The 21,834-nt window shown below is 43.3% G+C and carries 17 protein-coding genes; 15 read left to right on the plus strand and 2 right to left on the minus strand.

The genetic code is table 11. The annotated features are described in order from the left end of the window. Nucleotide 1: 1 nt before the first annotated feature. The gene (locus tag HXT44_RS01320) at nucleotides 2-1,129 is read right to left on the minus strand and encodes a diacylglycerol/lipid kinase family protein (RefSeq protein WP_421782975.1); all 1,128 of its coding nucleotides are present in this window, start codon (nucleotides 1,127-1,129) and stop codon (nucleotides 2-4) included. A 381-nt stretch (nucleotides 1,130-1,510) separates the two neighbouring features. On the opposite strand from HXT44_RS01320, the gene HXT44_RS01325 reads away from it, so the two are divergent. The 5 genes from HXT44_RS01325 (at nucleotide 1,511) to HXT44_RS01345 (ending at nucleotide 10,639) form a co-directional block, all read left to right on the plus strand. Beyond that, nucleotides 1,511-3,328, plus strand: coding sequence for a L,D-transpeptidase (locus HXT44_RS01325; protein WP_004110203.1), 1,818 nt, complete (start codon nucleotides 1,511-1,513; stop codon nucleotides 3,326-3,328). Further along, entirely contained in the window at nucleotides 3,325-4,809 is a 1,485-nt protein-coding gene (locus tag HXT44_RS01330) for an App1 family protein (protein ID WP_004110204.1), read from the plus strand. Before HXT44_RS01325 ends, HXT44_RS01330 begins: the two co-directional genes overlap by 4 nt. A gap of 89 nt (nucleotides 4,810-4,898) precedes the next feature. Beyond that, entirely contained in the window at nucleotides 4,899-7,379 is a 2,481-nt protein-coding gene (locus HXT44_RS01335; protein ID WP_004110205.1) for a S9 family peptidase, read from the plus strand. A gap of 169 nt (nucleotides 7,380-7,548) precedes the next feature. After that, a complete protein-coding gene (locus HXT44_RS01340) occupies nucleotides 7,549-8,259 on the plus strand; it encodes a Crp/Fnr family transcriptional regulator (RefSeq protein ID WP_004110206.1) in 711 nt (236 codons plus the stop codon). A 58-nt stretch (nucleotides 8,260-8,317) separates the two neighbouring features. Then, nucleotides 8,318-10,639 (plus strand): transglycosylase domain-containing protein, encoded by a 2,322-nt coding sequence (locus HXT44_RS01345; protein ID WP_012913847.1) that lies wholly within the window; start codon nucleotides 8,318-8,320, stop codon nucleotides 10,637-10,639. Nucleotides 10,640-10,782: 143 nt separating this feature from the next. Here HXT44_RS01345 and HXT44_RS01350 read toward each other — a convergent pair whose 3' ends face one another. Beyond that, complete coding sequence (locus tag HXT44_RS01350; RefSeq protein WP_033888573.1) at nucleotides 10,783-11,937, minus strand: quinone-dependent dihydroorotate dehydrogenase; 1,155 nt, start codon at nucleotides 11,935-11,937, stop codon at nucleotides 10,783-10,785. A 203-nt stretch (nucleotides 11,938-12,140) separates the two neighbouring features. Between HXT44_RS01350 and HXT44_RS01355 the strand changes: the two genes are divergently transcribed. The 10 genes from HXT44_RS01355 (at nucleotide 12,141) to rpmB (ending at nucleotide 21,750) form a co-directional block, all read left to right on the plus strand. Beyond that, nucleotides 12,141-12,998 carry a DeoR/GlpR family DNA-binding transcription regulator gene (locus HXT44_RS01355; protein WP_004105415.1) on the plus strand — a complete coding sequence of 286 codons (858 nt, stop codon included), beginning with the start codon at nucleotides 12,141-12,143 and terminating at the stop codon, nucleotides 12,996-12,998. A 512-nt stretch (nucleotides 12,999-13,510) separates the two neighbouring features. Then, entirely contained in the window at nucleotides 13,511-14,074 is a 564-nt protein-coding gene (locus tag HXT44_RS01360) for a hypothetical protein (RefSeq protein WP_012913849.1), read from the plus strand. Nucleotides 14,075-14,487: 413 nt separating this feature from the next. Then, nucleotides 14,488-14,784: a 30S ribosomal protein S6 gene (gene rpsF / locus HXT44_RS01365; protein WP_004574062.1), complete on the plus strand. Its 297-nt coding sequence runs from the start codon at nucleotides 14,488-14,490 to the stop codon at nucleotides 14,782-14,784. A 150-nt stretch (nucleotides 14,785-14,934) separates the two neighbouring features. Beyond that, nucleotides 14,935-15,516, plus strand: a complete 582-nt coding sequence (locus HXT44_RS01370) for a single-stranded DNA-binding protein (protein ID WP_004110230.1) — start codon at nucleotides 14,935-14,937, stop codon at nucleotides 15,514-15,516. 135 nt (nucleotides 15,517-15,651) lie between these two features. Next, nucleotides 15,652-15,900 (plus strand): 30S ribosomal protein S18, encoded by a 249-nt coding sequence (gene rpsR, locus HXT44_RS01375; protein ID WP_004105399.1) that lies wholly within the window; start codon nucleotides 15,652-15,654, stop codon nucleotides 15,898-15,900. A 16-nt stretch (nucleotides 15,901-15,916) separates the two neighbouring features. Then, complete coding sequence (rplI, locus tag HXT44_RS01380) at nucleotides 15,917-16,363, plus strand: 50S ribosomal protein L9 (protein ID WP_004110231.1); 447 nt, start codon at nucleotides 15,917-15,919, stop codon at nucleotides 16,361-16,363. A gap of 279 nt (nucleotides 16,364-16,642) precedes the next feature. After that, nucleotides 16,643-17,845, plus strand: coding sequence for a mevalonate kinase (gene mvk / locus HXT44_RS01385; protein WP_012913850.1), 1,203 nt, complete (start codon nucleotides 16,643-16,645; stop codon nucleotides 17,843-17,845). Nucleotides 17,846-17,980: 135 nt separating this feature from the next. Beyond that, the gene (gene mvaD, locus HXT44_RS01390) at nucleotides 17,981-19,078 is read left to right on the plus strand and encodes a diphosphomevalonate decarboxylase (RefSeq protein WP_012913851.1); all 1,098 of its coding nucleotides are present in this window, start codon (nucleotides 17,981-17,983) and stop codon (nucleotides 19,076-19,078) included. 9 nt (nucleotides 19,079-19,087) lie between these two features. After that, on the plus strand, nucleotides 19,088-21,427 hold the full coding sequence (gene fni / locus HXT44_RS01395; protein ID WP_076002631.1) for a type 2 isopentenyl-diphosphate Delta-isomerase: 2,340 nt from the start codon (nucleotides 19,088-19,090) through the stop codon (nucleotides 21,425-21,427). A gap of 128 nt (nucleotides 21,428-21,555) precedes the next feature. Next, nucleotides 21,556-21,750: a 50S ribosomal protein L28 gene (gene rpmB, locus HXT44_RS01400; protein ID WP_012913853.1), complete on the plus strand. Its 195-nt coding sequence runs from the start codon at nucleotides 21,556-21,558 to the stop codon at nucleotides 21,748-21,750. Nucleotides 21,751-21,834 lie beyond the last annotated feature (84 nt).

Genomic DNA, 21,834 nt, shown 5'->3' on the forward strand with positions numbered 1-21,834 from the left:
TTTATATTTTTTCTGAAGCAACGCTAGTTTTTACGCTTGCTGGCACGCGCACGCACAGGGCTTGTTTGTCAACAGTGAAGCGCAAATGCTTTGTGTAACCCAAAATGTCGCCGTCCACCTGCACTGGCGCCGCTTTTTCCAACTGCACTTCCGCGCTAAATCCTTGCGTTTGGTCAATTCTGGAGCCTGCGGATAGCGACTCCTGCTGCAGAGCGTGACCGGTTACGGTTTGGTGTACTACTCCGCGGAATAAATTAGCCCAGCCGATTAATCCGCCCGAAGTGTCAATAATTTCAAAGTCGAGCACGCCGTCGTCGTAAGCGGCTTCTGGCATTAGCGAGAACATAGGAATTTGCCCGCAGTTTCCTGCCATAAGGGTTCGGAAGGTGAGTCCTTTTAGTACGCTTTCGTCGCCGTTTGATCTTTGTAAGGTAACGGTTGCACGATACTTCGGCATAAACAAATGTTTAACTCCGGCCACAAAATAAGCAAGCCAACTAATGTTTTTCTTTAGCTTCGGGTCTGTGTCGTCAATCATAAGCGCATCAAAGCCAATTCCGGCAATAATCAAAAACGCATGGCCGTGGTCCTCTTTCGGATTGTCCAGAATCGTTACTCGCCCAACATCAACCTGCCTAGATCCATGCGAAGTAGCCACGCGCAATGCAGCTTCCACATCGTTTACAGGTATGCCCATGTTTCTTGCAAAAAGATTTCCGGTGCCAATAGGAATAATTCCCATAGCGTGTCCTTTGCCGCTTACTGCGCTCGCAACTGTTCTAACTGTGCCGTCTCCGCCAACTGCCACAACAACGTTCGCTCCGTTGGAAAGTGCTTCTTGTGCGCATTCACGTCCGTCTTTATCTAACTGAGTGTCTATTATTTCGTAAGTTAGTTTGCGCTTGTCGCAATAATTTTGAATACTTTCGCGGTAAGATTCTGCCTGCGGCTTTGAAGGATTTAGAATAAACGCGTAATGTACAGAGTCGCCGTGTCGTTTTGCGAGTTTTTTCGCTAAATGATGCCGTTTCATGGCGCGCGTAACAATCATGATGACGAATGGAGCGAGTACAAGCGCGAATACAATCATCATAAGAGCAATAGTCGCTTGAATAGGCATAATTGGCATACCCTCTATTCTTGCACATTATTTCTATTGCTACGATAAATTTTGCTTAATACTGTGAATATTTACGTTTTTTACACATTTGTATAGTATGTATTGTTTTTATAAATATCGTTTATTGCTTGTATTAGATGTTTATTAGTTACTCATCAGGTGTCGGCTAGTTGCTAGTTAATTGTGCATTTTGCTGCTTTTGCTTGTTCTTTGCTCGTTTTTCACGTGTATTATTCGCATTAATTCTGTACTAAATATTTAGTTAGTTATATAGCTAGTTATGTAACCAGTTATGCTCTCCTGCTTCGCTAATACTAATTTCGTGCGTCGCTAGTGGTAAACTGTGCAAGCGTGTCTGTCGCATATAATTATTAAGCAGAGGTTTTGAATATGGCTGAATTACAGCAAAATTTTGAGGGAGATGAATCCCTCAATATTACACCTAGTAATATGCCTGATGATGCTAGTGACGATACTGTTGCTTTTATGCAGGTTCCTCAAAGTCATGTAGAAGATCAAATAGCTGATAATTCTGTTAATTATGAGGGAACTCTTGCTGATAATTTAGGCGAAGTCGCCGATGAAGAAGATACTTCTGGAGACATTGTTGACGATATCGTTGAAGATATTGCGGGTAATAAGAAGAATGTGTTTGGTAATAATGCTGCATCTTATGGCATGTATGCAAATGCAACTCCTGCCGATTCAACTGCAACCGATTCATTTAGAGTAGTAGAGCCGAAAGCAAAGAAACATCGTACGAATCGTTCCGCACTGGCGTTGATGTATTCGCTTCTTATCTTTGTTATTTTGTTAGCAGCAGCATTTTTTGCACTTCATTTGTATTTCAACAATCGAGTTGCTCCAGGTGTTGATTTTGGTGATGCTTCTATTACGCGCAATCTCACTGGCTATCAGGAAGATTCTGTAAGCAAGACTGTTCAGAATGCTGTGGATCATAGCGAATTAGAAATTAGTGACGATCAAGGAAATAGTATTGATGCAGATTTGAGTCAGCTTGGTGTCAAGATTGATAAGAACGCAACTGTAAAAGCTATTATGAATGCTAAGCGAGATAATTTATTTACTCGTATTATGCCTTGGGTTCATCAAACTGTGAGCTTGAAAGCTGTACGTGATGATTCTGCTTTGGATTCGTACTTATTGCATAAGTTTATTCGTGAGAAGGATCGTGCTGTACCTTATAGTGCAGTTTTCGACAAGGATTCTGAATCTTACAAGGTAGAGGATGGCATACCTGGTCGCACTATAGAAACTATGTCTGTTCGTGAAGCAGTAAAAAAGTTAATTGCTTACCCTGGTAAAACAGTAAAAGTTTCTGTTACATCTCGACGCACTGACGCTCCTATTAAGCTTGATGCAGCGCAGAAACTTGTAAATGATTTAAATAAACTTCTTGAGAAAAAAATCACGTTTAATAACGGTGACGGTAAAGATTTTACGGTTCCAAAAGAAGCGATTGCGTCTTGGATCAGTATAAAAGCAGATACGACTCGCCGTAAGCTTTCTTACACAATTGATGCAGATAAAGCAGATTATTATTTGTCTCAAGTTCTTCCAAAAGAACTTAATCAGCAAAAAATTAATCAAGAAGATGCAATTGATAAAGAAGGTAGGTTTATTTTCACAACGCTTAAAGGTTCTAATGGTGTTGAAATTAACTATTCCAATAGTGTTGCGAAAAAGGCTGTAGAATCTTTGCGCAATGGCAATGATTTCAAGATGGCTGTTCCTGCGAAAATCACTAAGTTTACCGTTGAAAAGAAGCTTGTTGAAATGCGCATTGTTGTTGACAAAACAACCCAAACGGCTTCTGTTTATAAGAATGATGAACTTGTAAAAACATTCCCTGTTTGCACAGGTAAGCGCGGTGCTGATGATTCAGCTTCCGGCACATTCTTTATTTACTTGCGTTATGCTTCACAAGATATGCGCGGTAGGAACGGCGATGGCTCTCCTTACTTCTCTCCTGGAGTGCGTTGGGTTAGCTATTACCATGGTGGAGAAGGCTTCCACACTGCTTCTTGGAATTATAAGGGTATTGCAACTGGCGATGCTGCAAATCACGGCTCTCATGGTTGCATAAACATGTATGAGCAGGATGCTCGCTGGATTTTTGAAAATTGCCCACGTGGCACTATTGTACAAATTGTTGGCACGACTCCAGATGGTCCGGTACGCGAATGAGCGAATCTGTGGGTAACTCACTTAACAAAGATGAACGCGCCGAAGAACTTTTGCTTTCTGCGCGTTCTAATCTTGAGTGTGTGCAAAGTCCACAATCTACTCCGAAGTTAGCTGCGTCTAGACGAATTAGCAGCGCGCCAATTCCTGTGCATGTTACTGCAACATTGTTTGACACTCCGTCTAAAGCTGAGTGTATTGACAATAAGCCATTGCTTGTGCGTTTTGGTCGCAGGCTCGTTACGTCTATTGTCGGCATGTGGATGCGTCTTGCTGGTCGTGTTGCTCGTCGTCTTGGCTGGTTTCCAAGTGTTGAGCCATATATTGGGTATGGAACGCATAGATATGCTCGCTTGATTTGCAGAACTGTGTATGCTCCAAAGCTTGGTCATCATTCTGCTCTAAAACGCGGAATTTACGCGATGCTTGTTGTTCCTGCTGTGCGTGTGCGCGTGGCTTTGTCTATTGACGGTATTCCTGTAGAAACAGCTCAAATTGGCGATTCTGAAATATACGATAAGCCTGAAGGTTCGCGCGATGGTAGTGCAGAGTATTGTATTTCTGACCGTGCAGGGTATTTAGATTTAATTACTGAGCGCGCTTTAGAGCCTGGTCGTCACGTTGTTTCGTATTCTGTTAGTGACCGTGAGCCTGTAAAAGCGAGCTTGTTTGCTATTGACGCAAATGTTCCTGTTGGTGTTATTTCGGACGTTGACGACACTATTATGGTAACTCAAGCGCCTTCGCCAATTCGTGCTGCTTATAACTTGCTTATTATGAATCCTGCTCATCGTTCGCCAGTTACTGGAATGTCTGAGTTTTTCCAGTCTTTAGAGCGTTTACGTGACGATATTCCATTTTTCTATCTTTCTACTTCTCCGTGGAATGTTGAGGCTTCAATTCGTCACTTTATTGATCGCGAAAAGTTTCCTGAGGGTCCTCTTCTTCTTCGTGATTTGGATCCACGTCCTAAAACTTTTATTCCAAACGGACCGCAACATAAATTAGAATTTGCAACTCAGCTTATGGATGATTTTCCTGGCATGCGTTTTGTGCTTATTGGCGATGATGGTCAAAAGGATCCTTTAACGTATGCGAATATTATTCGTAAGCATCCAGGTCGTGTGCTTGCAGTAGGTATTAGGCAATTGCGTAAGCGTGCTACTGTTGAGGATTTTCGTCGTAAATTATCTCGTGATTTTGCGGTTGCTTTAAGTGCATCTAAGCGTGCGTATGTTTTTTCGGATGCTCTTGATACTACGTGTGAAGCTGCGCAAGAAATTCCTACTATGGCGATCGAAAAATTACATAATGCCAATGAGTTTTCTGGTGATATTGATGATTTTGATGATGCTCAAATGCGCATAATTGAAGCAGAAGGTGCTGTTGGTACTTTGCAAGGCGTGCCATTTTTTGCAGCTCCTCAAGGCAAAGATTTAGCCAAAGTAATGCTTCCGTTTATAGAGGAAGCGATTGCGAAATAGTATAAAATAATTGCAAAATAATTTTGTAATATTAAAGAATTGCAGAAAATATTTCGTTACTAATATATAAAAGCTGAAGAAAATACTTAATGAAAATTAAAAGAGGTGTAGCTATGAATAATCAAGATTTTGCGAAGCCAAAAGCGGCAGAACGCATACCGTCGACGCGTGAATTCCATGGCGACACTTATATAGACGAATATGCTTGGATGAAAGATCGCAATAATCCTAAGCTTATGGAATACATCAATAGTCAAAATGCTTATACTGAACAGCGTGTAAAGCACTTAGAAAACTTGCGTTCTACATTATTTGACGAGTTGCGCTCAAGAGTTCAAGAAACAGACATGTCTGTTCCTGTGCGCATGAATAATTACTGGTATTACGTGCGCACTGAAAAAGGCAAACAATACGCTGTGCAATGCCGTATGAAAGTCAAAAATAGTGACGATTGGAATCCGCCAACTATCGACAATTCTGCAAAACCTGGCACAACTGATGGTGAAGAAATTTTATTTGATGCAAACCTTGAATCTGAGCACTCTGGTGGCAAGTTCTTTAGAGTCGGTGGAATGGATTTGAGTACCGACGGTTTGAGAATGCTGTACGGTGTCGACACTCAAGGCGATGAACGCTTTAACTATTTTATTCGTGACTTTTCTACAAAAACATGTTCTTGGTTGCAGTTAGAAGAATCGTGGGAAAATCTTGCTTCTGCTTCACTTTCTCCAGATGGAAAATGGGTGTTTTATGTAAAGCTTGATGATGCTTGGCGTCCTTATCAAGTTTGGAGGCATAAGGTTGGCACTAGCGTTTCTAATGATGTAAAAGTTTTTGAAGAAACTGACGAGCGATTTTTTGTTGACGTGTATGAAAGTTTTGACGAACGATACATGATGATCAGCAGTAGTTCAAAGACTACGTCGCGCGTGCTTATGCTTCCTTTGAGCAATCCTGAAGGCGAATTCCGTATGGTTATTGAGCCGGTTGAGGGGGTGGAATACGATATTTCTTTCGCTTGCTTTGAGAATGCTGGCGAAAATGGTGAAGATATTCCAATTGCGATTGTGTGCCATAACGCTAAAAATCCTAATTTTGAAATTGACATTATTGATATGAGAGGAAATTCCGGCAAGTTTGATGAGCATATAACGTATAAGCTTTCGGATGGAGTATGTGTTGCGTCGGGTTCTCCTTATGGTTGCGAGCAGGGAGATGCTTGGCAACAAGGTGCTGGAAGTGAGCCTATTACAAAGCCTTATAATTCGCCTCAAAATCCTGAAATATTGCAAAATGCAGTTGGATTGAGCATAAGCGGATTGTCAATGTACAAAAATTATGTGGCACTAGCTTATCGTTCTCAAGGTTTGCCGCATTTGGCTGTAATGAGCAAGAAGCGCGCTGTTGAAGATTTTTTGCAAGCAAAACCGTGGCGTTTTTGCGAAGTGCGACCGCTTTCTTCCCAGCTTGCGAATCAATTTACGGATCAACTTTCTTCTCAACTTGTGGATCAAGCGCAAGCCGAATCACGTGCTGCGCTCGCAAATATTTCACAAGAAGAAATCAACAATAATCGCCTATTGAGTATTTCTATGACTGGAAATCCTTCGTACGAAGCTCCGCGTATGCGTTACGCTTTTGGTAGTTATGCGACTTTAGGTCAACTTCGCGAGTTGGATCCTTTAACAGGCGAAGATGTGTTGCTCAAGCAAGGTAAAATTTTAGGTGAATTTAATGAGCGCAATTATGCTGAAAAGCGCGTTTGGATTACTGCTCGAGATGGTGAGCGTGTGCCAGTGTCTCTTGTGTGGCGTCCGGATAAAATTTCTCAAACTGACTCAATGTTTATTACTGGTTATGGAGCGTATGAAGTTAGTTCAGACCCTACTTTTTCTGTCGGTCGCTTGAGTTTGCTGGATCGCGGCGTGTTATATGCGCAAGTGCATGTGCGAGGCGGCGGCGAAATGGGTCGTGCGTGGTATGAACAGGGTAGGCGCGTCAATAAAAAGCATACTTTTGAAGATTTTGCTGATGCCACGCGTGCTTTGCAAAATGCTGGTTTTGCTTCCGCTTGTCATACTGTTGCAAACGGTGGTTCAGCAGGAGGCTTGCTTATGGGTGCTATAGCAAATATGGCTCCGGAATGTTATGCAGGAATTGAAGCAGACGTGCCTTTTGTAGATGCCCTTACGTCTATGCTCGACTCTTCTTTGCCGCTTACTGTAACAGAGTGGGATGAGTGGGGCAATCCACTCGATGATCCTGAAGCTTATGCTTATATGAAATCGTATACTCCTTACGAAAATGTGCCTTGCGTAAAAATGGAAGATGGTTGCAAAAAGTTAGCTGATTTTCCGAAAATCTTAATCACGTCCTCTATTCACGACACGCGCGTGCTTGTTACGGAACCTTTAAAATGGCTCGCTAAATTGCAAGCTTCTGGAGTTGACGCAATTGCTCGTATTGAAACTGACGGTGGTCACGGTGGCACTTCTGGCAGGTACAGGCAATGGCAGGAGTTAGCTTATGAAAACGCATGGTGCCTGCATGTTATGGGTATAAACAGTTAGTTGGAAGCGGCAGAAACTTTACTGCGTTGTAAAGTAAATGTCGTTTCCACGCCTTTCGTGATATCATGGGTCAAGTGATGTGCGTTTTTCGCTTGCGTTTGCGCTCATTTACATACAGGTAGTTCAATGGAGATATCTACTTATTGCTTAATGAAGGGGTAGAGCAGCAATGGCAACACTCAACGTTGACAGCGATGAATTTTCACTGCAACATACCGCATTGTTTAAGCAAGTTCCAGCTGATCAAGTAAAAGAATTGATGCAGTATTTACAAGAATCAACATTTAAAAAAGGTTCTGCAATTTTTAATGAAGGCGATACTGACCATCGAATGTACTTGCTTGAGCGAGGAAGAGTAAAATTAGTTCGTCATTCAAACGACAATCGTGTGCAATTGTTAAGTATTCACACTCCTGGCGAAATTCTAGGCGAAATTCCCGTTTTTGACCCTAGCGGCGGTCCTCGTACAGCTTCAGCAATATCTATTACCAACAATACTAGAGTTTTATGGCTAGAAAATGACGTGTTATTCCATTGGTTAAACAATCACCCTAGTGTTGCAGTAGATATGCTTCAGGTGCTTGCAGCGCGCATGCGAGCAAATAATGAGCGAATTTCCGATTTAGTTTTTATGGATGTTCCTGCTCGTTTAGCAAAGACTTTGCTGAATTTAGCTTCAAGATTTGGTGAGCCTATGAGCGATGGCTTGCTTGTGCCGCATGATTTAACGCAAGAAGAGCTTGCGCAACTTGTTGGCTCGTCACGCGAAACAGTTAACAAAGCGCTTATGGATTTTGCAAACAGGGGTTGGATTATGCGCCAAGGCAGGTCAATTATTATCTACAAGCCTGGCATGCTTATTCGTCGAGCTGAACGTTAAAATGCGAATGTTTATGATGCTAGTTTTCAAGTAGAGGCAAACCTTTAAAATAGTACGCATGTCGAAAAAGAATTCACTGACTGTTCGCCGTGTGTTAGCACTGTTCCTTACCTACATCACTTTGTGTGTTGCAGGAGGTATTGCAGCAAGTATTATGTTTGTTCCTGGCGTAATGAGCGTGAATAGTGTAGTGAAAACAGTAGTGCCTTCACTTCGCGTTGACGGCATCGATTTTGATGTTACCGCGTTGCCGCAAAAATCGCGACTTTACGCTTCTGATGGCAAAACTATTATTGCAACTTTTTATGCTCAAAATCGCACTGTAGTACCGCTTCGACGCATATCGCAATATATGCAGCGAGCAATGGTTGCTCGTGAAGACCGTCGATTCTTTGAGCATTCCGGCGTAGATATGCAAGGTGTTATTCGCGCATTCGTGCAAACATTCGTTAAAAAGGGAGATATGCAAGGTGGCTCTTCCTTAACTCAGCAATATGTAAAAAATGTGCTTATGATTAAAGCTCGCGAAAATAACGATCCTTTAGCTGAGTATCACGCTTCTGAAGGCACTATTGCACGTAAATTACGCGAAATGCTTATTGCAATTCAAATGGAGAAAAAATACTCTAAACTTGAGATTTTGCAGGGATATTTAAATATTGCGCAGTTCGGTAGCAATAATATTTACGGCGTAGAAACTGCAGCTCATCGCTACTTCAATACGAGCGCTGCAAAACTTAATCTTGTGCAATCAGCAACTATTGCTGCAATTACAAAGAATCCTTCGCGTTATGATCCTTCTATTGAAACAAATCAGCCTGAAGCGCAAAAGCAGCGCAATATTGTACTTGATTTAATGCTTCGTCAAGGTTTTATTACTAAGAGCGAGCATGATTCCGCTGTTGCTATTCCTCTTAAAAGCACTCTTAACATACAGAGGGAAGTTTCTAAAATTGGATGTCAAGCTGCAGGCGACGCAGCATTCTTCTGCGATTATGTGACGAAGAAAATTTTGCACTCTCGCGAGTTTGGTAAAACTGCTGCCATGCGCGAAAAGTTGCTTACTGAGGGTGGTCTTGATATTTACACAACTATGGATTTGCGTGCTAGTAAGGCTGCTATGAAAGCTGCTAGGGATACGATTCCTGTAAATGATAAGAGCGGTTTTGAGGTTTCAATTGCGGCAATTAAGCCTGGAACTGGTGAAGTTTTGGCGTTTGGTAGCAATCGTATTTATGATGCTACGGATGCTGCAAAATCAGATCCTACGCATACGGCTTTGAACTACGCTGTCGATGAACGAGATGGTGGCGGTCTCGGTTGGCAAATTGGTTCTACTTGGAAGCCAATTAATATGGTTGCGTGGATGCTTGCTGGAAAGTCAATTAATCAGCCTCTTCGCACTTCTATGCTTTATAATAATGCTGATTTTAATTGCAGCAAATTCCGCGGAGTTGGTAGTTGGTCAGTTCAAAACTCTGGTGGTGGCACAACTAATCCGGAAACTCCTTTGCAAGGTCTTGTGCGCTCGCATAACACCACTCAGGCTTCTATGGCTCAGCAAATTAAGCTGTGTTCAATCGCGGATGCTGCTCGCATACTTGGCTACCACAATTCGCCTCTTGGTCAGGAAAGCGTGTATTCTGCTAACTCGCTTAATCCGCCTATGACGATTGGTTCTGTGCAAGCTTCGCCTTTAACTGTGGCGAATGTGTATGCAACTATTGGTGCTGATGGCGTGGCATGTGATCCTATTGCTATTAAGCGAGTTGTTGACAAAAACGGTAAGCGTTTGAAAGTTCCTAGTGCGCATTGCCATCAAGCAATTCCAAAGGGAATCGCTCAAACTGCTGCTTATGCGCTGAATCAGGGTGTTGTGCAACCTGGTGGCGAGGCTTCAACTACACAACTTGATGGCGGTCGCAAGACTTTCGCAAAAACTGGTACTAACGAGCAGTACTACATGACTACAGCTGGTTTTGTGCCGTATCAAGTTGCTTCGTTTGTGGCAGTTGGTAACGCTGAATCACAGAAAAGCTTTAATGGCATGACTATTAACGGTCGCACAATGGCAGCTTGGTACGGTATGTATATTGCAACCCCAGCGTGGAAACAGTTTATGAACGACTATTTGAAAGCTGCTAACATTCCTGTTGACAACGATTATGGCAAGCCTGATCCAAAGTATACTGCCGGTGGAACTCTGCCCGGCACGCCTAAAAATACTGTTAAAACTGATCAGCAGAAGCGAGATGAAGACGCCAGAAAGCAGGCAGCACAAGAACAGCAGGAAGAAGCTAAGACGCAAAAGAACACGCAAGATCAGTACGGCACTGCTCGCCGCGACGACTATGGTGATTCAGAAACTGATAATTACTAAATGGTATTTGTTAACTCGTAATTGCTAGTTAACTTACTAAATACTAAGTTGTTTTGTGCTGTTCCTTATACAAATAAACCCTTACTTATGCTACTTGATTGTGAGCAAAGTAAGGGTCATTTTTAGCGCAAATACGCACTGTGCTAGTTCAAATCCGCACCAACTGCGTCTGCAACATGCTCAAAGCCGTCGCGCTTCAAAAGATCCGCAAGTCCGCGTTTCAGCGTCGTAATTTGTTGCGGTCCTCTGTACATAAGTGACGTAATAAACATAACCAAGTCAGCGCCTGAGCGAATCTTCTCATATGCTTGCTCTGGCGTAAATACTCCGCCAATGCCTGCAATAGCAAAACGTTCACCAAAAGCTTTGCGCGTGCGTCGAATAAGCTCGTTGCTTGCGCTGTAGGTAGGACCTCCAGAAAGTGCTCCTTGCCAATCTTCCGGAACATCAAGTCCTGCGCGATTCTTTTGCAAGTTTGCAATACTTACTCCGTCAACTTTATGTTCTGCAAGTACGTCAAGCAAAGACTTGAACTGTTCCCAACCGCCGTGTAAATTAAGCGGCATCTTAACTAACGTTGGCTGAGGTCGCTTAATAGTGTCAAGATCAGTGAATAATTTGTCAAGTGCTTCCGGCTGACTAAATGGTTCACCCACACGCGTGTTCGGGCATGAAATATTTACTTCAATTATTGAGCTTTTTCCGGCTGCACGTTCCATAGAAATATGGTAGTCTTCAATTCCTTCTTCCAAGTCGCCAACTAAGTCGTCGTTTGTGCGCGCAATAGAAATAGACATATTCATAGATTTTGCATGCGTCCAAGCTTTCTCGGCTCGTGCAACAACGGCTTCGCTGCCATCGTTTGCTAGTCCTGCGTGTACAAGAATAGAGTCATATTCTGGAAGGCGATGATACCAAGGTTTTTGATTTCCTTCGCATGGTCGGCTTGTGGTAGAGCCAACTGTTTCAAATCCAAAGCCGGCGTTGTCTAACACGGTTGCCATTTGGCAATTTTTATCTAGTCCTGCACTTAAGCCAAACGGGTTTGCAAAATCCACACCCATGACATTAGTTTCTAGCACCGGGTCTGTGTAGTTAAGCATTTCGCGAAGAAGCCACATTAACCCAGGAGTGCGTTCGCTAAATTTGCAAAAATTAATCATGCGATCATGCGCTTCGTCTGGAGGAATGTTAAAAACAAAATGCGGTTTAATAATGTGTTTGTATGAGAATGTAAAAAGGTCTGTCGTTGCTTTATTGACGACATTGTGCAATGAGTGTTCAGAAACGTAATACATACTTATATAGTAGGGCATTATTGTTATATGCGCTATTACTTAGTGTATTTTGTGCGTTTCCTTACTTAGCGTGCGTTCGTTTTTGTGCGATTTTTCATAAAACTTGCTTTGCTTGACAACAAAATGTGCGTTCTTTTCGTTTTAATGCCCTGAAACGCTCAATTACGTTTGTTTTTTGCGTTTACGTGTGCGATAATGTTCGTATGATTTCTTCACAGCGTCAACATTTGATTTTAAGCCGTCTCCGTACGCGCGGTGCTGTTCGCATTACTGCGCTTTCTAAAGAGCTGAACGTTTCTGCTATGACGGTTCGCAGGGATATTGCCGAGCTTTCGGATCGTGGGCTTTTAAAGCGCGTTCACGGCGGTGCTGTAACGACTAATACTCTGCTTTCGGAGCCGCTGTTTTCTGTAAAGTCGCAGATGGACATTGGTTTGAAGGATGCAATTGCGCGTTTGGCTGTGGACTATGTTTCTCCTGGGGATGTGATTGCTATTGGCGGCGGTACCACTGCTTATGTGTTTGCGCAGCATTTGCTCGAGTCTCGCAGGGCTTCTGGCATTACGATTTTGACTAATTCGATTCCTGTTGCGGAGCTTGTGCAAGCTTTAGAGTCGAAGGATGTCGAGGTTATTGTTACCGGCGGCGTGATTACGCGTTCCAATTCGCTTGTTGGGCCTATTGCAGATAAAGTTGTTGCTTCTCTTCGTGTGAATACCGTTTTTCTTGGCACGCATTCTGTGTCTCTTCCTCGCGGATTCCTTATGCCAAATTCTCTGGAAGCTGCTACGGATATGGCTTTAATGGATATTGCGGATCGCACGATTATTTTGACGGATCATACTAAATGGAGTTGTACGTCGCTTTCGCTGTTTGCTCGTTTTGATCAGGTTGATACTGTTATTACCGACGATGGTTTGGATGCTGATTCTCAGCTTCGCACGCGTGAGCTTGTAAAGGATTTGGTTTTGGCACCTGTTATTGATGAGCGAGATGTTCTTGATGCGTCTAATGCTGACGATTTAGTGAGTTCTGGAGATTCTGACGATTTGCTTGATTAGTATTTTTGCAAATATTTTTGCAAAGTTTAATTTTGCGCGCTGATGATTTTAATGCCCGAGTGAGTTGTTTACGCGGGCATTTTTGGTTTTTTCTGTTTGGTTTTGCTTCAAGTGTGTCGATGTTTAAACAAATTTCGCCGATAGTTAAATATTGCGTTTTTTGTTGTTTTATAAGGCAGTTAGAGAAATCACAAAACTCAAACCTTAAAGAAAGCTGAAAAAATGTTAAAAAAATCCAGTATATGGTGTGTCGTGTAATTTTTATCAAAAAATACAGAAAAATGCCGTAAATATTTCTGCTTTTTAATGAATATAACGAATATTTATCAAGATTTTTGTATTTTTGATGCTGAGAAACCTGAATTTTAGTGTTGAGTTTTCTGAGAGCTTGCGGTAAGTTTTAACTCAGTTACCTGTTGAATCCCTAGTTCACTGGTACGAGCGGGAAACCGCAAATGGCAAATTTTTCTTCGCATACCCTAGTGCGAAGGAGAAGAAGAAAGGAAAATGTTATGTTGAATAAGAAGACTATCGCCGCATTCGCTGCTGGCGCCACCCTCCTCTCCGGTTTCGCTTTTGCTGTCCCAGCAATGGCTGAGGCTCCTGCAGCTCCTGCAGCTCCTGCAGCTCCTGCAGCTCCTGCAGCTCCTGCAGCTCCTGCAGCTCCTGCAGCTCCTGCTGAACCTACTTATAATAAGTCATTCTATAAGACTGAGACCTTTGAAGAGCTTGATGCTCGTTTGGCTAAGGAGAAGGCAGAGAAGGAAGCTAAGGCTAAGGCTGAAGACGAGAATGATAAGTATGAGCATTCTCCATTTGGCAATAAGGACATGGATTACGCGAAGTGTGTGAAGCTTTACGGTAAGGATTCTCTCGAGTGCAAGGCTGTCGCTGACTACCTCAAGCGTCATGGTCAGAAGGTTGATGACAAGGCTAACGACAAGAAGTCTGATAAGAAGTCTGAAGCTAAGAAGGCTGCTCCATTGGCTAAGACCGGTGCTGCTGTAGCTTTGGCTGCTGTTGCTGCTTCTGTGCTTGCTGGCATGGGTGCTGCTCTTCGCAAGATCCGTCACTAAGCTGAAATCTGATTCAGTGATGAATCATTTGGGCTTTAGCTTATTGGTTGATTGTTGAGTCGGTTTTTCTGTGAATTACTTAGTCTAGTGTGCTAAAAGGTGCGCTAGACTAAGTTTTTTTTATGACAATTTTGTGCTCTGTACGCTCGTGTTCACGTCTTCGTCCTCTTTTTACGCAACTGTAAAGTTTCTGTCGTTATTTGCTGGTTTCGCGGCTTTTTCTTTACGCTGCTGTAAAGTTTCTGCCGCCTGACACCATCGTTTAAGCGCGTAACTCTCGTCGTCACGAGCGTGCTGTAAAATAGCAAAGTTGTGTGCGGTTTTGGTGCTTATCATCAAACATATCGCGCATATTTTGCAAACACACTCCTGCTGTGGAAGGTCCACAGCCGATAGTCCGAAGGAGGTGGGTGATGTCTGCACATAAGTATGAACTGATGTTCATTGCAAATCCTGAGCTGGATGAGCACGGTCTTAAGAAGTTGACCGAGCAGTATCTTGAGCTTGTCACCAACGAGGGCGGTTCCGTTGACGGCACCGATTACTGGGGTCGCCGCAAGTTTGCCTACGAAATTGAAGGCAAAACCGAAGGTAACTACGTTGTGGTGAACTACACTGCCGAGCCATCTGTAAGTGACGAACTTGACCGTGTTTTGAACCTTAATGAATCTGTAATCCGCACGAAGATTCTTCGCAAGGACGCTAAGTAAAAACTAGCAAAACTAAGTAAGCTCTAGTGAATTAAATAAAAACTAGTTAAGCTAAATAAATACGTAAACAACCGCGCATAAGTTGCGCACAAAATTGCCAGTAATCACTGATATGTGATTACGAGTAAAGCGAGAAAGAAAAGGCACGATATGGCAGGTGAAACAATTATTACCGTCGTGGGAAATCTCACTTCGGATCCTGAATTAAGGGCACTTTCCAACGGTGCTTCTGTTGCGAGCTTTACCATTGCATCCACACCTAGAACGTTTAATCGTAATACGAATCAGTTCGAGGATGGGCCTGCATTATTTATGCGTTGCTCAGCGTGGAGAGACTTGGCAGAACATTGTGCAAACAGCCTTTCTAAAGGCACGCGCGTGATTGCTCAAGGCAGGTTGTCGCAGCGTTCGTATCAAGCGCAAGACGGCTCGAATCGCACAGTTGTTGAACTTACGGTTGACGAAATTGGTCCATCTTTGCGTTATGCAACTGCGCAAGTTAACCGCCAAAGCTCTTCAACAGGTTTTGCTGGTGGCTCGCGCGCATCAAATGCTGCTGGCGCAGGTTATGCTGGCGGAGCAAATTATGCTGCTAGCCAGGCTGCTTCTCAGCATGCCGCAAATTCTTCAGCGGCTGATCCGTGGAGTGCTGCTGCGCCAACAAACGATAGTTTTTCAACTTTCGGTGCCAATTCTGATTTTGGCGGCGATTCTGAAGAACCTGAGTTCTAGCGTTTTAGTTGAGCTATAGATAGCGTATTTATTTGTTTATTTATGCACTTATTTACGCGCTTACTTAATCCTTATAAATACATCATCAGTTACATGTTATGCAAAAAGCATAACGGATTTGAGAGAGGACATCTTATGTCACGCAAAAGGCCGCAACCACCGGTCAAGCCTTTCAAGAAGAAGCCAAATCCTTTGAAGGCTGCCAAGATTACTGAAATTGATTATAAAGACGTTGCTTTGCTGCGCAAGTTCGTTTCTGACCGCGGCAAGATTCGTTCCCGTCGTATCACCGGCGTAACCGTGCAGGAACAGCGCAAGATCGCGAAGGCAGTGAAGAATGCTCGCGAAATGGCTTTGCTTCCTTACGCCACTACCGGTCGCTGATTGAGAGGATAGGAATATGGCTGAAACCAAGGTTATTCTTACCAAGACTGTTGCCAACCTCGGTCACTCTGGTGACGTTGTTGAAGTTAAGGCTGGCTATGCTCGCAACTACCTGATTCCTCAGGGTCTTGCTTTTGCATGGAACAAGGGTGCTGCTTCCCAGATTGAAGCAATGCGTCGCGCTCGTCTTGCCAAGGCTGTTGCCACTCGTGAAGAGGCAGTTGCAGCTAAGGCTCAGATTGAAGGCACCGTTGTGGAGCTTTCTGCTAAGGTTTCCGAATCCGGCAAGCTTTTCGGTGGCATTTCTGCCGAGAAGATTGCTGCCGCTTTGGCTTCCAAGGCTCAAGTTGAGGCTCGCGCAATTAAGGTTGCTACTATTAAGACCACTGGTGAGTTCCCAGCAACCGTAACATTGCATCCGGAAATCACCGCTTCCTTCACTGTTAAGGTTGTGGCTGAGTAAGTAGCTTTGTGAATTTTACAAAACATGTTGTAGCAAGCAGATTCTTGCTTTTAGTGGTTTTCTGCTTGTAATACATGTGGATTGAACTTAAGCATTAGCTCTGCGTTTGCGTTGTATTGAGTTTTCTCATTGCGATGCTGCGCAGAGTTTTTTTATGCTGCAATATTTTGAAAATGTGAATGTGTTGTAAGTGTCACGTGCGTAACGTAGTTTTTTAAGTTCTACTCGACTAAATTAGAACAGTTGGAAAATTACGAAATTATCAAGGAGATGCAAACTGTGCTGGAAAGCAAATATGAACTGGCCGACGAGTTTAGTATGAACGCAAAAGCGCAAGATGCCAGCATATCTGCTATTCGCAATGACGAAGAGTATGCTTGTAAAAATTCCGCAATTACACCTTCCGCAATTACGAATCTCGAAAACGCAATAAAATACAGCAATCACAAAGGATACGGCGAAACTTGCGCGAAGGTTATTCTTTTTGGCGAACATTCCGTGGTTTATGGTCATTCTGCAATAGCTTTGCCGCTTAAAAACTTGCGTATGCGCGCTGTCGTAACTAATTGCAATGAATCTTTAGTACCTGTATCGTGTAAATCTTTATCTTCTGCTTCGTGTGAATCTTTAGCATCTGCATCACGCGAATCTTTAGCATCTACGACGAATCTCGATTCACATATAACTCTTTCGTGCCTTGACTTTACTGGCAAACTTTCCGAAATTCCTACGCGCTTTAATAGCATACGAACAGCAATTCGCGCGTCGCTAGAGTTTGCAGGGTGGAGCGGTGAGAATTTGCACATTTTTACCGAGTCTGATTTTCCAGCAGAACGAGGTCTTGGCTCGTCTGCGGCTGCTGCTGGTGCTATAATTCGTGCGATTCTTGACTATTATGGCGTTTCAGCTAGCGATGATGAGATTTTTAAGTTGACGCAGACTGCTGAGTGCGTGGCTCACGGACGTTCTTCAGGCTTGGATGCCACTGCAACCGCTGCTTCCTGGCCTGTGCGTTTTAGTCGTGGCTGTTTTGATCGCATGGAAATTAACATGCGTGCGTGGCTTGTTTTGGCGGATTCTGGATGCAAAGGAATGACTCGCGAAACAGTTGAAGCTTTGCATTCTCGTTTAGAATCGAATCCTGTTGAAGTTGGAGCGCAGCTCAATAAATTGGGGGAGATTGCGGCTGTTGCAGAAGATGATTTGGTGTTTGGTCGTATTGAAAATATGGGTAAGCAAATGACTTTCGCACACCGTATTTTGGCGGATTTGGGCGTAAGTACTGCGAAACTTGACACTTTGGTAGATGCTGCTTGCAAACATGGCGCGTTGGGTGCAAAACTTACTGGCGGAGGTGGTGGAGGATGTGTCATTGCGCTGGCTGATAGTGAGGATGCTGCTAAGCGAGTGAGTGAAGCTTTTAAAAATGCAGGAGCTTGCGATACGTGGATTGTGAATATAGGTGATTCTGCAATAAATTGAATCTTATTTTTACTTGAAATGTAGCATAAACTTTACAGTTATTTAAAGAAAAGAAGCTTGTGCGCACTGTTTTGCTAAAACATTGACTAGCACATTAACAAACGAGAATTACGTATCTGCCGCAAAAGGAACAGTATGCAAAATGTTGAAATTCAGCCAAAAATAACGTTTGACGCTAGTCTTTCACCCAACTCAGCTTTTGCTAAAGCAAACGCGAATATTGCGCTGATTAAGTATTGGGGTAAGCGCGATGAAAAGCTGATTTTGCCTTATACTTCCTCGCTTTCGCTCACTCTTTCGGATTTGTCCACAACTACAAGCGTAAGTTTTGTGAATAATCTTGAACAAGATACTTTTACTTTAGATAATGAAAAGATTTCGTCATCTGCCAAAACTTTTCGTCGCGTAGTAGCTATGCTCGATTTGGTGCGTGAAATTGCAAGAATTTCAACGAAAGCAAGCGTTATTTCGCATAATATTGTGCCAACTGCTGCTGGTCTTGCGTCGAGTGCGTCTGGTTTTGCAGCTCTTGCGTCTGCTGCCTCGTACGCTGCTGGATTAAACCTAACTCCACGAGAACTTTCTAGACTTGCAAGACGTGGTTCTGGTTCAGCTTGTCGTTCGATTTTTGGAGGACTTTCAATTTGGCATGCAGGTTGCGACGACGAAACATCTTACGCAGAGCCTATTGAAAACGCACAAGTTGCGCTTAAAAATTTAAACCTTGCTATGATTGTTGTTACTTTGGACGATAGCAAAAAGCCGATTTCTAGCCGAGAAGCGATGCGCAGAACGGTTGAAACTTCGCCAACGTATATGCAATGGGTTGAGCAGTCGAAAGACGACCTTGAAATTGCTAAAAACGCAATTAAGCGAGCAGATATTGAGCAATTGGGTGAGGTTGTTGAACGCAATGCTTTTGGAATGCACGAAACTATGCATAATGCTGTTCCGTCGGTGAATTATTTAACTAGCAGCACGCATATTGTGCTTGAAGCGGTTAAAAATATGCGAAAAGATGGTTGGCTGGTGTGGTCTACGATGGATGCTGGTCCAAATGTGAAGGTGCTTACTTCTGGAGATGATGCTTATCGTGCGATGTGTCAGTTGCGCTCGCGAGTTGAGGATGGTTTACGTAATTCTAGCGTTTTTTGTAATACAGAATATTGCGAGCCGAAATTTGCAATTGCGCTGCCAGGTGACGCTGTGACGGTGAGTACGAGTTTAAAATAGGCGGATAATATGACTCAAGTGCGCTCTAGTGCCCCAGGAAAGCTTTATATTGCTGGCGAGTATGCTGTTGTTGACGGCTGTGCTGCAATTGTTGCTGCTGTTAGTCGTTATGTAACAGTTAGCATAAGTGATGAAACCTTAAACGAAGAGTTACGCGAAAATTTGCAGAAAAATGCCCCTAGTAGCAGAAATTATTGTGGTGCAATTACGTCAGATGCTGAAAAATATAAACCGCTTCTTTGGGCGCGTGCATCCGACGGAAGTATTGAAATACAAAACGACGGAAAATATGCTTATGTGCTCGCTGCAATGGGCGTAGTCGACGCTTATGCTAGTGAGAAATGTGCGCCAAATATTAACCGCAAAAGTTACAATGTGCATATTTCTAGCGAACTTGATGATGCAAAAACTGGTAGAAAATACGGTCTTGGATCTTCTGCTGCAGTAACTGTTGCAGTTATTCGCGCGTTGTGCAAATGGTATGGTTTGAATCTTTCGACTCCAGAAATTTGCAAGCTAGCGTTGATTGCGTCGTCGAGTGTTAAAAAATCCGGAAGCGGTGGAGATGTTGCTGCCAGCTCTTATGGCGGTTGGACTATGTATCGCGCGTATAGCCGAGAGTGGCTTGAAGCTGAGCTGACGCTAGTAAAATCCGGATGCTCTGATTTCGGTGAGTTGTTGCACAAAAAGTGGCCACGACTGGAAGTTAAGCGTTTAAATGTAGATAAGTCGCTAAAACTTTTAGTCGGGTGGACTGGTTCTCCTGCGTCTAGCGCAAAGCTAGTAAGTAGCGTAGAAAGTAGCGTTAAAACTAGTGCTGAAGGTAGTACGGAAAGTAGCGTCGAAACTAGTGCTTTTGACAATAAAAATCAACTTTTTACTTACGAAGATTTTTGCAAACAAAGTGAGATTTGCGTGCAAAAACTTGCGCGCGCAATTGAAAAGTTTGAAATAAGCGAAATTTCTAGCGGTTTTGCTCAAAATCGTGCGTTGTTACAAAAATTAAGTGCTCTTACTGGAACTGTTATCGAAACGCATGAACTTACAAAATTTATTGAAATTGCGACTTGTGCCGGTGTTCCTGCAAAAACTAGCGGTGCAGGCGGGGGAGATTGTGCAATTGCGCTGTCGACAATTTATGACAATAATGTAATTGAAACTATGAAATCTACTTGGGAAGCCAATGGAATAAAGCCATTGAATATTGATGTTACGGAAATTTTTGGAACTGGTAAGCCTTCTGAAAATATTGTATTAGACGCGTTTGCTAAGAGTCGCGAACCTAATGCACAATCTGTTCAATCTTGCACAATACAAAACCGCAAAGACGCGCATATTGCGCTTGCGGACAAGCAGTATAAAACTCGTGCAGATTCAGATTTTGACAAAGTGCGTTTTGTGCCGAATGCTTTGCCGCAAGTTGCGCTTGAAGAAATTGACGCTAGCGTGAACGTGCTAGGAAGCGAAGTATGCGATTCTGTGCATTGGTGCTCGCCGATATATATTAACGCAATGACCGGCGGAAGTGATGCTGCTAAAAAAGTGAATGCAAGTCTTGCTAGAGTTGCTGCAAAAAATTCTGTTGCTATGGCGAGTGGATCTTTGAGTGCTGCTCTTCGAGACGAAACTTTACTCAGCACTTTCAGTGTCATAAGAAGCGAAAATCCACATGGATTTGTGATGGCAAATGTTAGCGCTGGAACTAGTGCGTCTGATGCATTGCGTGCTGTAAACATGATTCATGCGAATGCGTTACAAGTGCATTTAAATGCTGCACAAGAGTTGGTTATGCAAGAAGGAGATCGCGATTTTCGAAATTGGTTGTGCAATATTGAGTCTATTGTCAGTGCGTGCGAAGCACTAAGCGTGCCTGTGATTGTGAAGGAAACTGGATGCGGAATTTCTGCTAAAGATGTTCATCGTCTTAAAGATGTTGGAGTGCGCACTGTAGATGTGTCTGGTCGTGGCGGAACTAATTTTGTAACAATAGAGAATGCTCGCAGGAACTTAGGCGACTGTGATTATTTGGCTGATTGGGGTCTTACTACTGTTGAGTCGCTGGTTGACATACGCAAGTGTGATTCGTTAAAAAATATGGAAGTTTTCGCAAGTGGAGGAGTTCGCACGCCTTTGGATGTTGTGCGTGCGTTGGCTTTGGGTGCTTCTGCAGTTGGTGTCGCTGGCGAGTTTTTGCATACGCTTATGCATGAAGGTGAGGATGCGCTTTCTTTGCAAATTGATAACTGGAAGAAGCAAATTAGGGTGATTATGGCTCTTCTTGGATGCAAGACAGTCAAGGATTTACAAGAAAAGACTGAGTTTGTGCGCGCGGATTGTCTTGGTAAGTGATATACTTGTGTAGTTGTGCGTTCAAGCGTGCTTATTTGTTTATGCAATGTGCGTAAGTAATTTGCGTAAGTAGTTCGTGTGTTTGAATGACGCAAGACTTGCAAGTCAAAGAAAATAGGAGTCCAATTATGGCAGCTCGTTGCGCAGTATGTGGCAAGGGACCTCAGACTGGTTTCACTGTTTCACATTCGCATATCCGCAATAAGCGCACCTTCCGCCCGAACCTTCAGCCGGTTCGCACCACCATTGATGGCGAGAACGTTCGCCTTCGTGTGTGCGTGAAATGCATTAAGGCTGGCAAGGTTCAGCGCGTTGAGGCGTGATTCGCGCATTGTATTGCGTTTAAATTGTAAGGCCCTGAGTGTTGCTCGGGGCTTTTTTGTATTTGCGTATTTTTTCGTGCGCAC

The sequence above is a fragment of the Gardnerella sp. DNF01198P genome (assembly GCF_049244165.1).
GTDB lineage: Bacteria > Actinomycetota > Actinomycetes > Actinomycetales > Bifidobacteriaceae > Bifidobacterium > Bifidobacterium swidsinskii.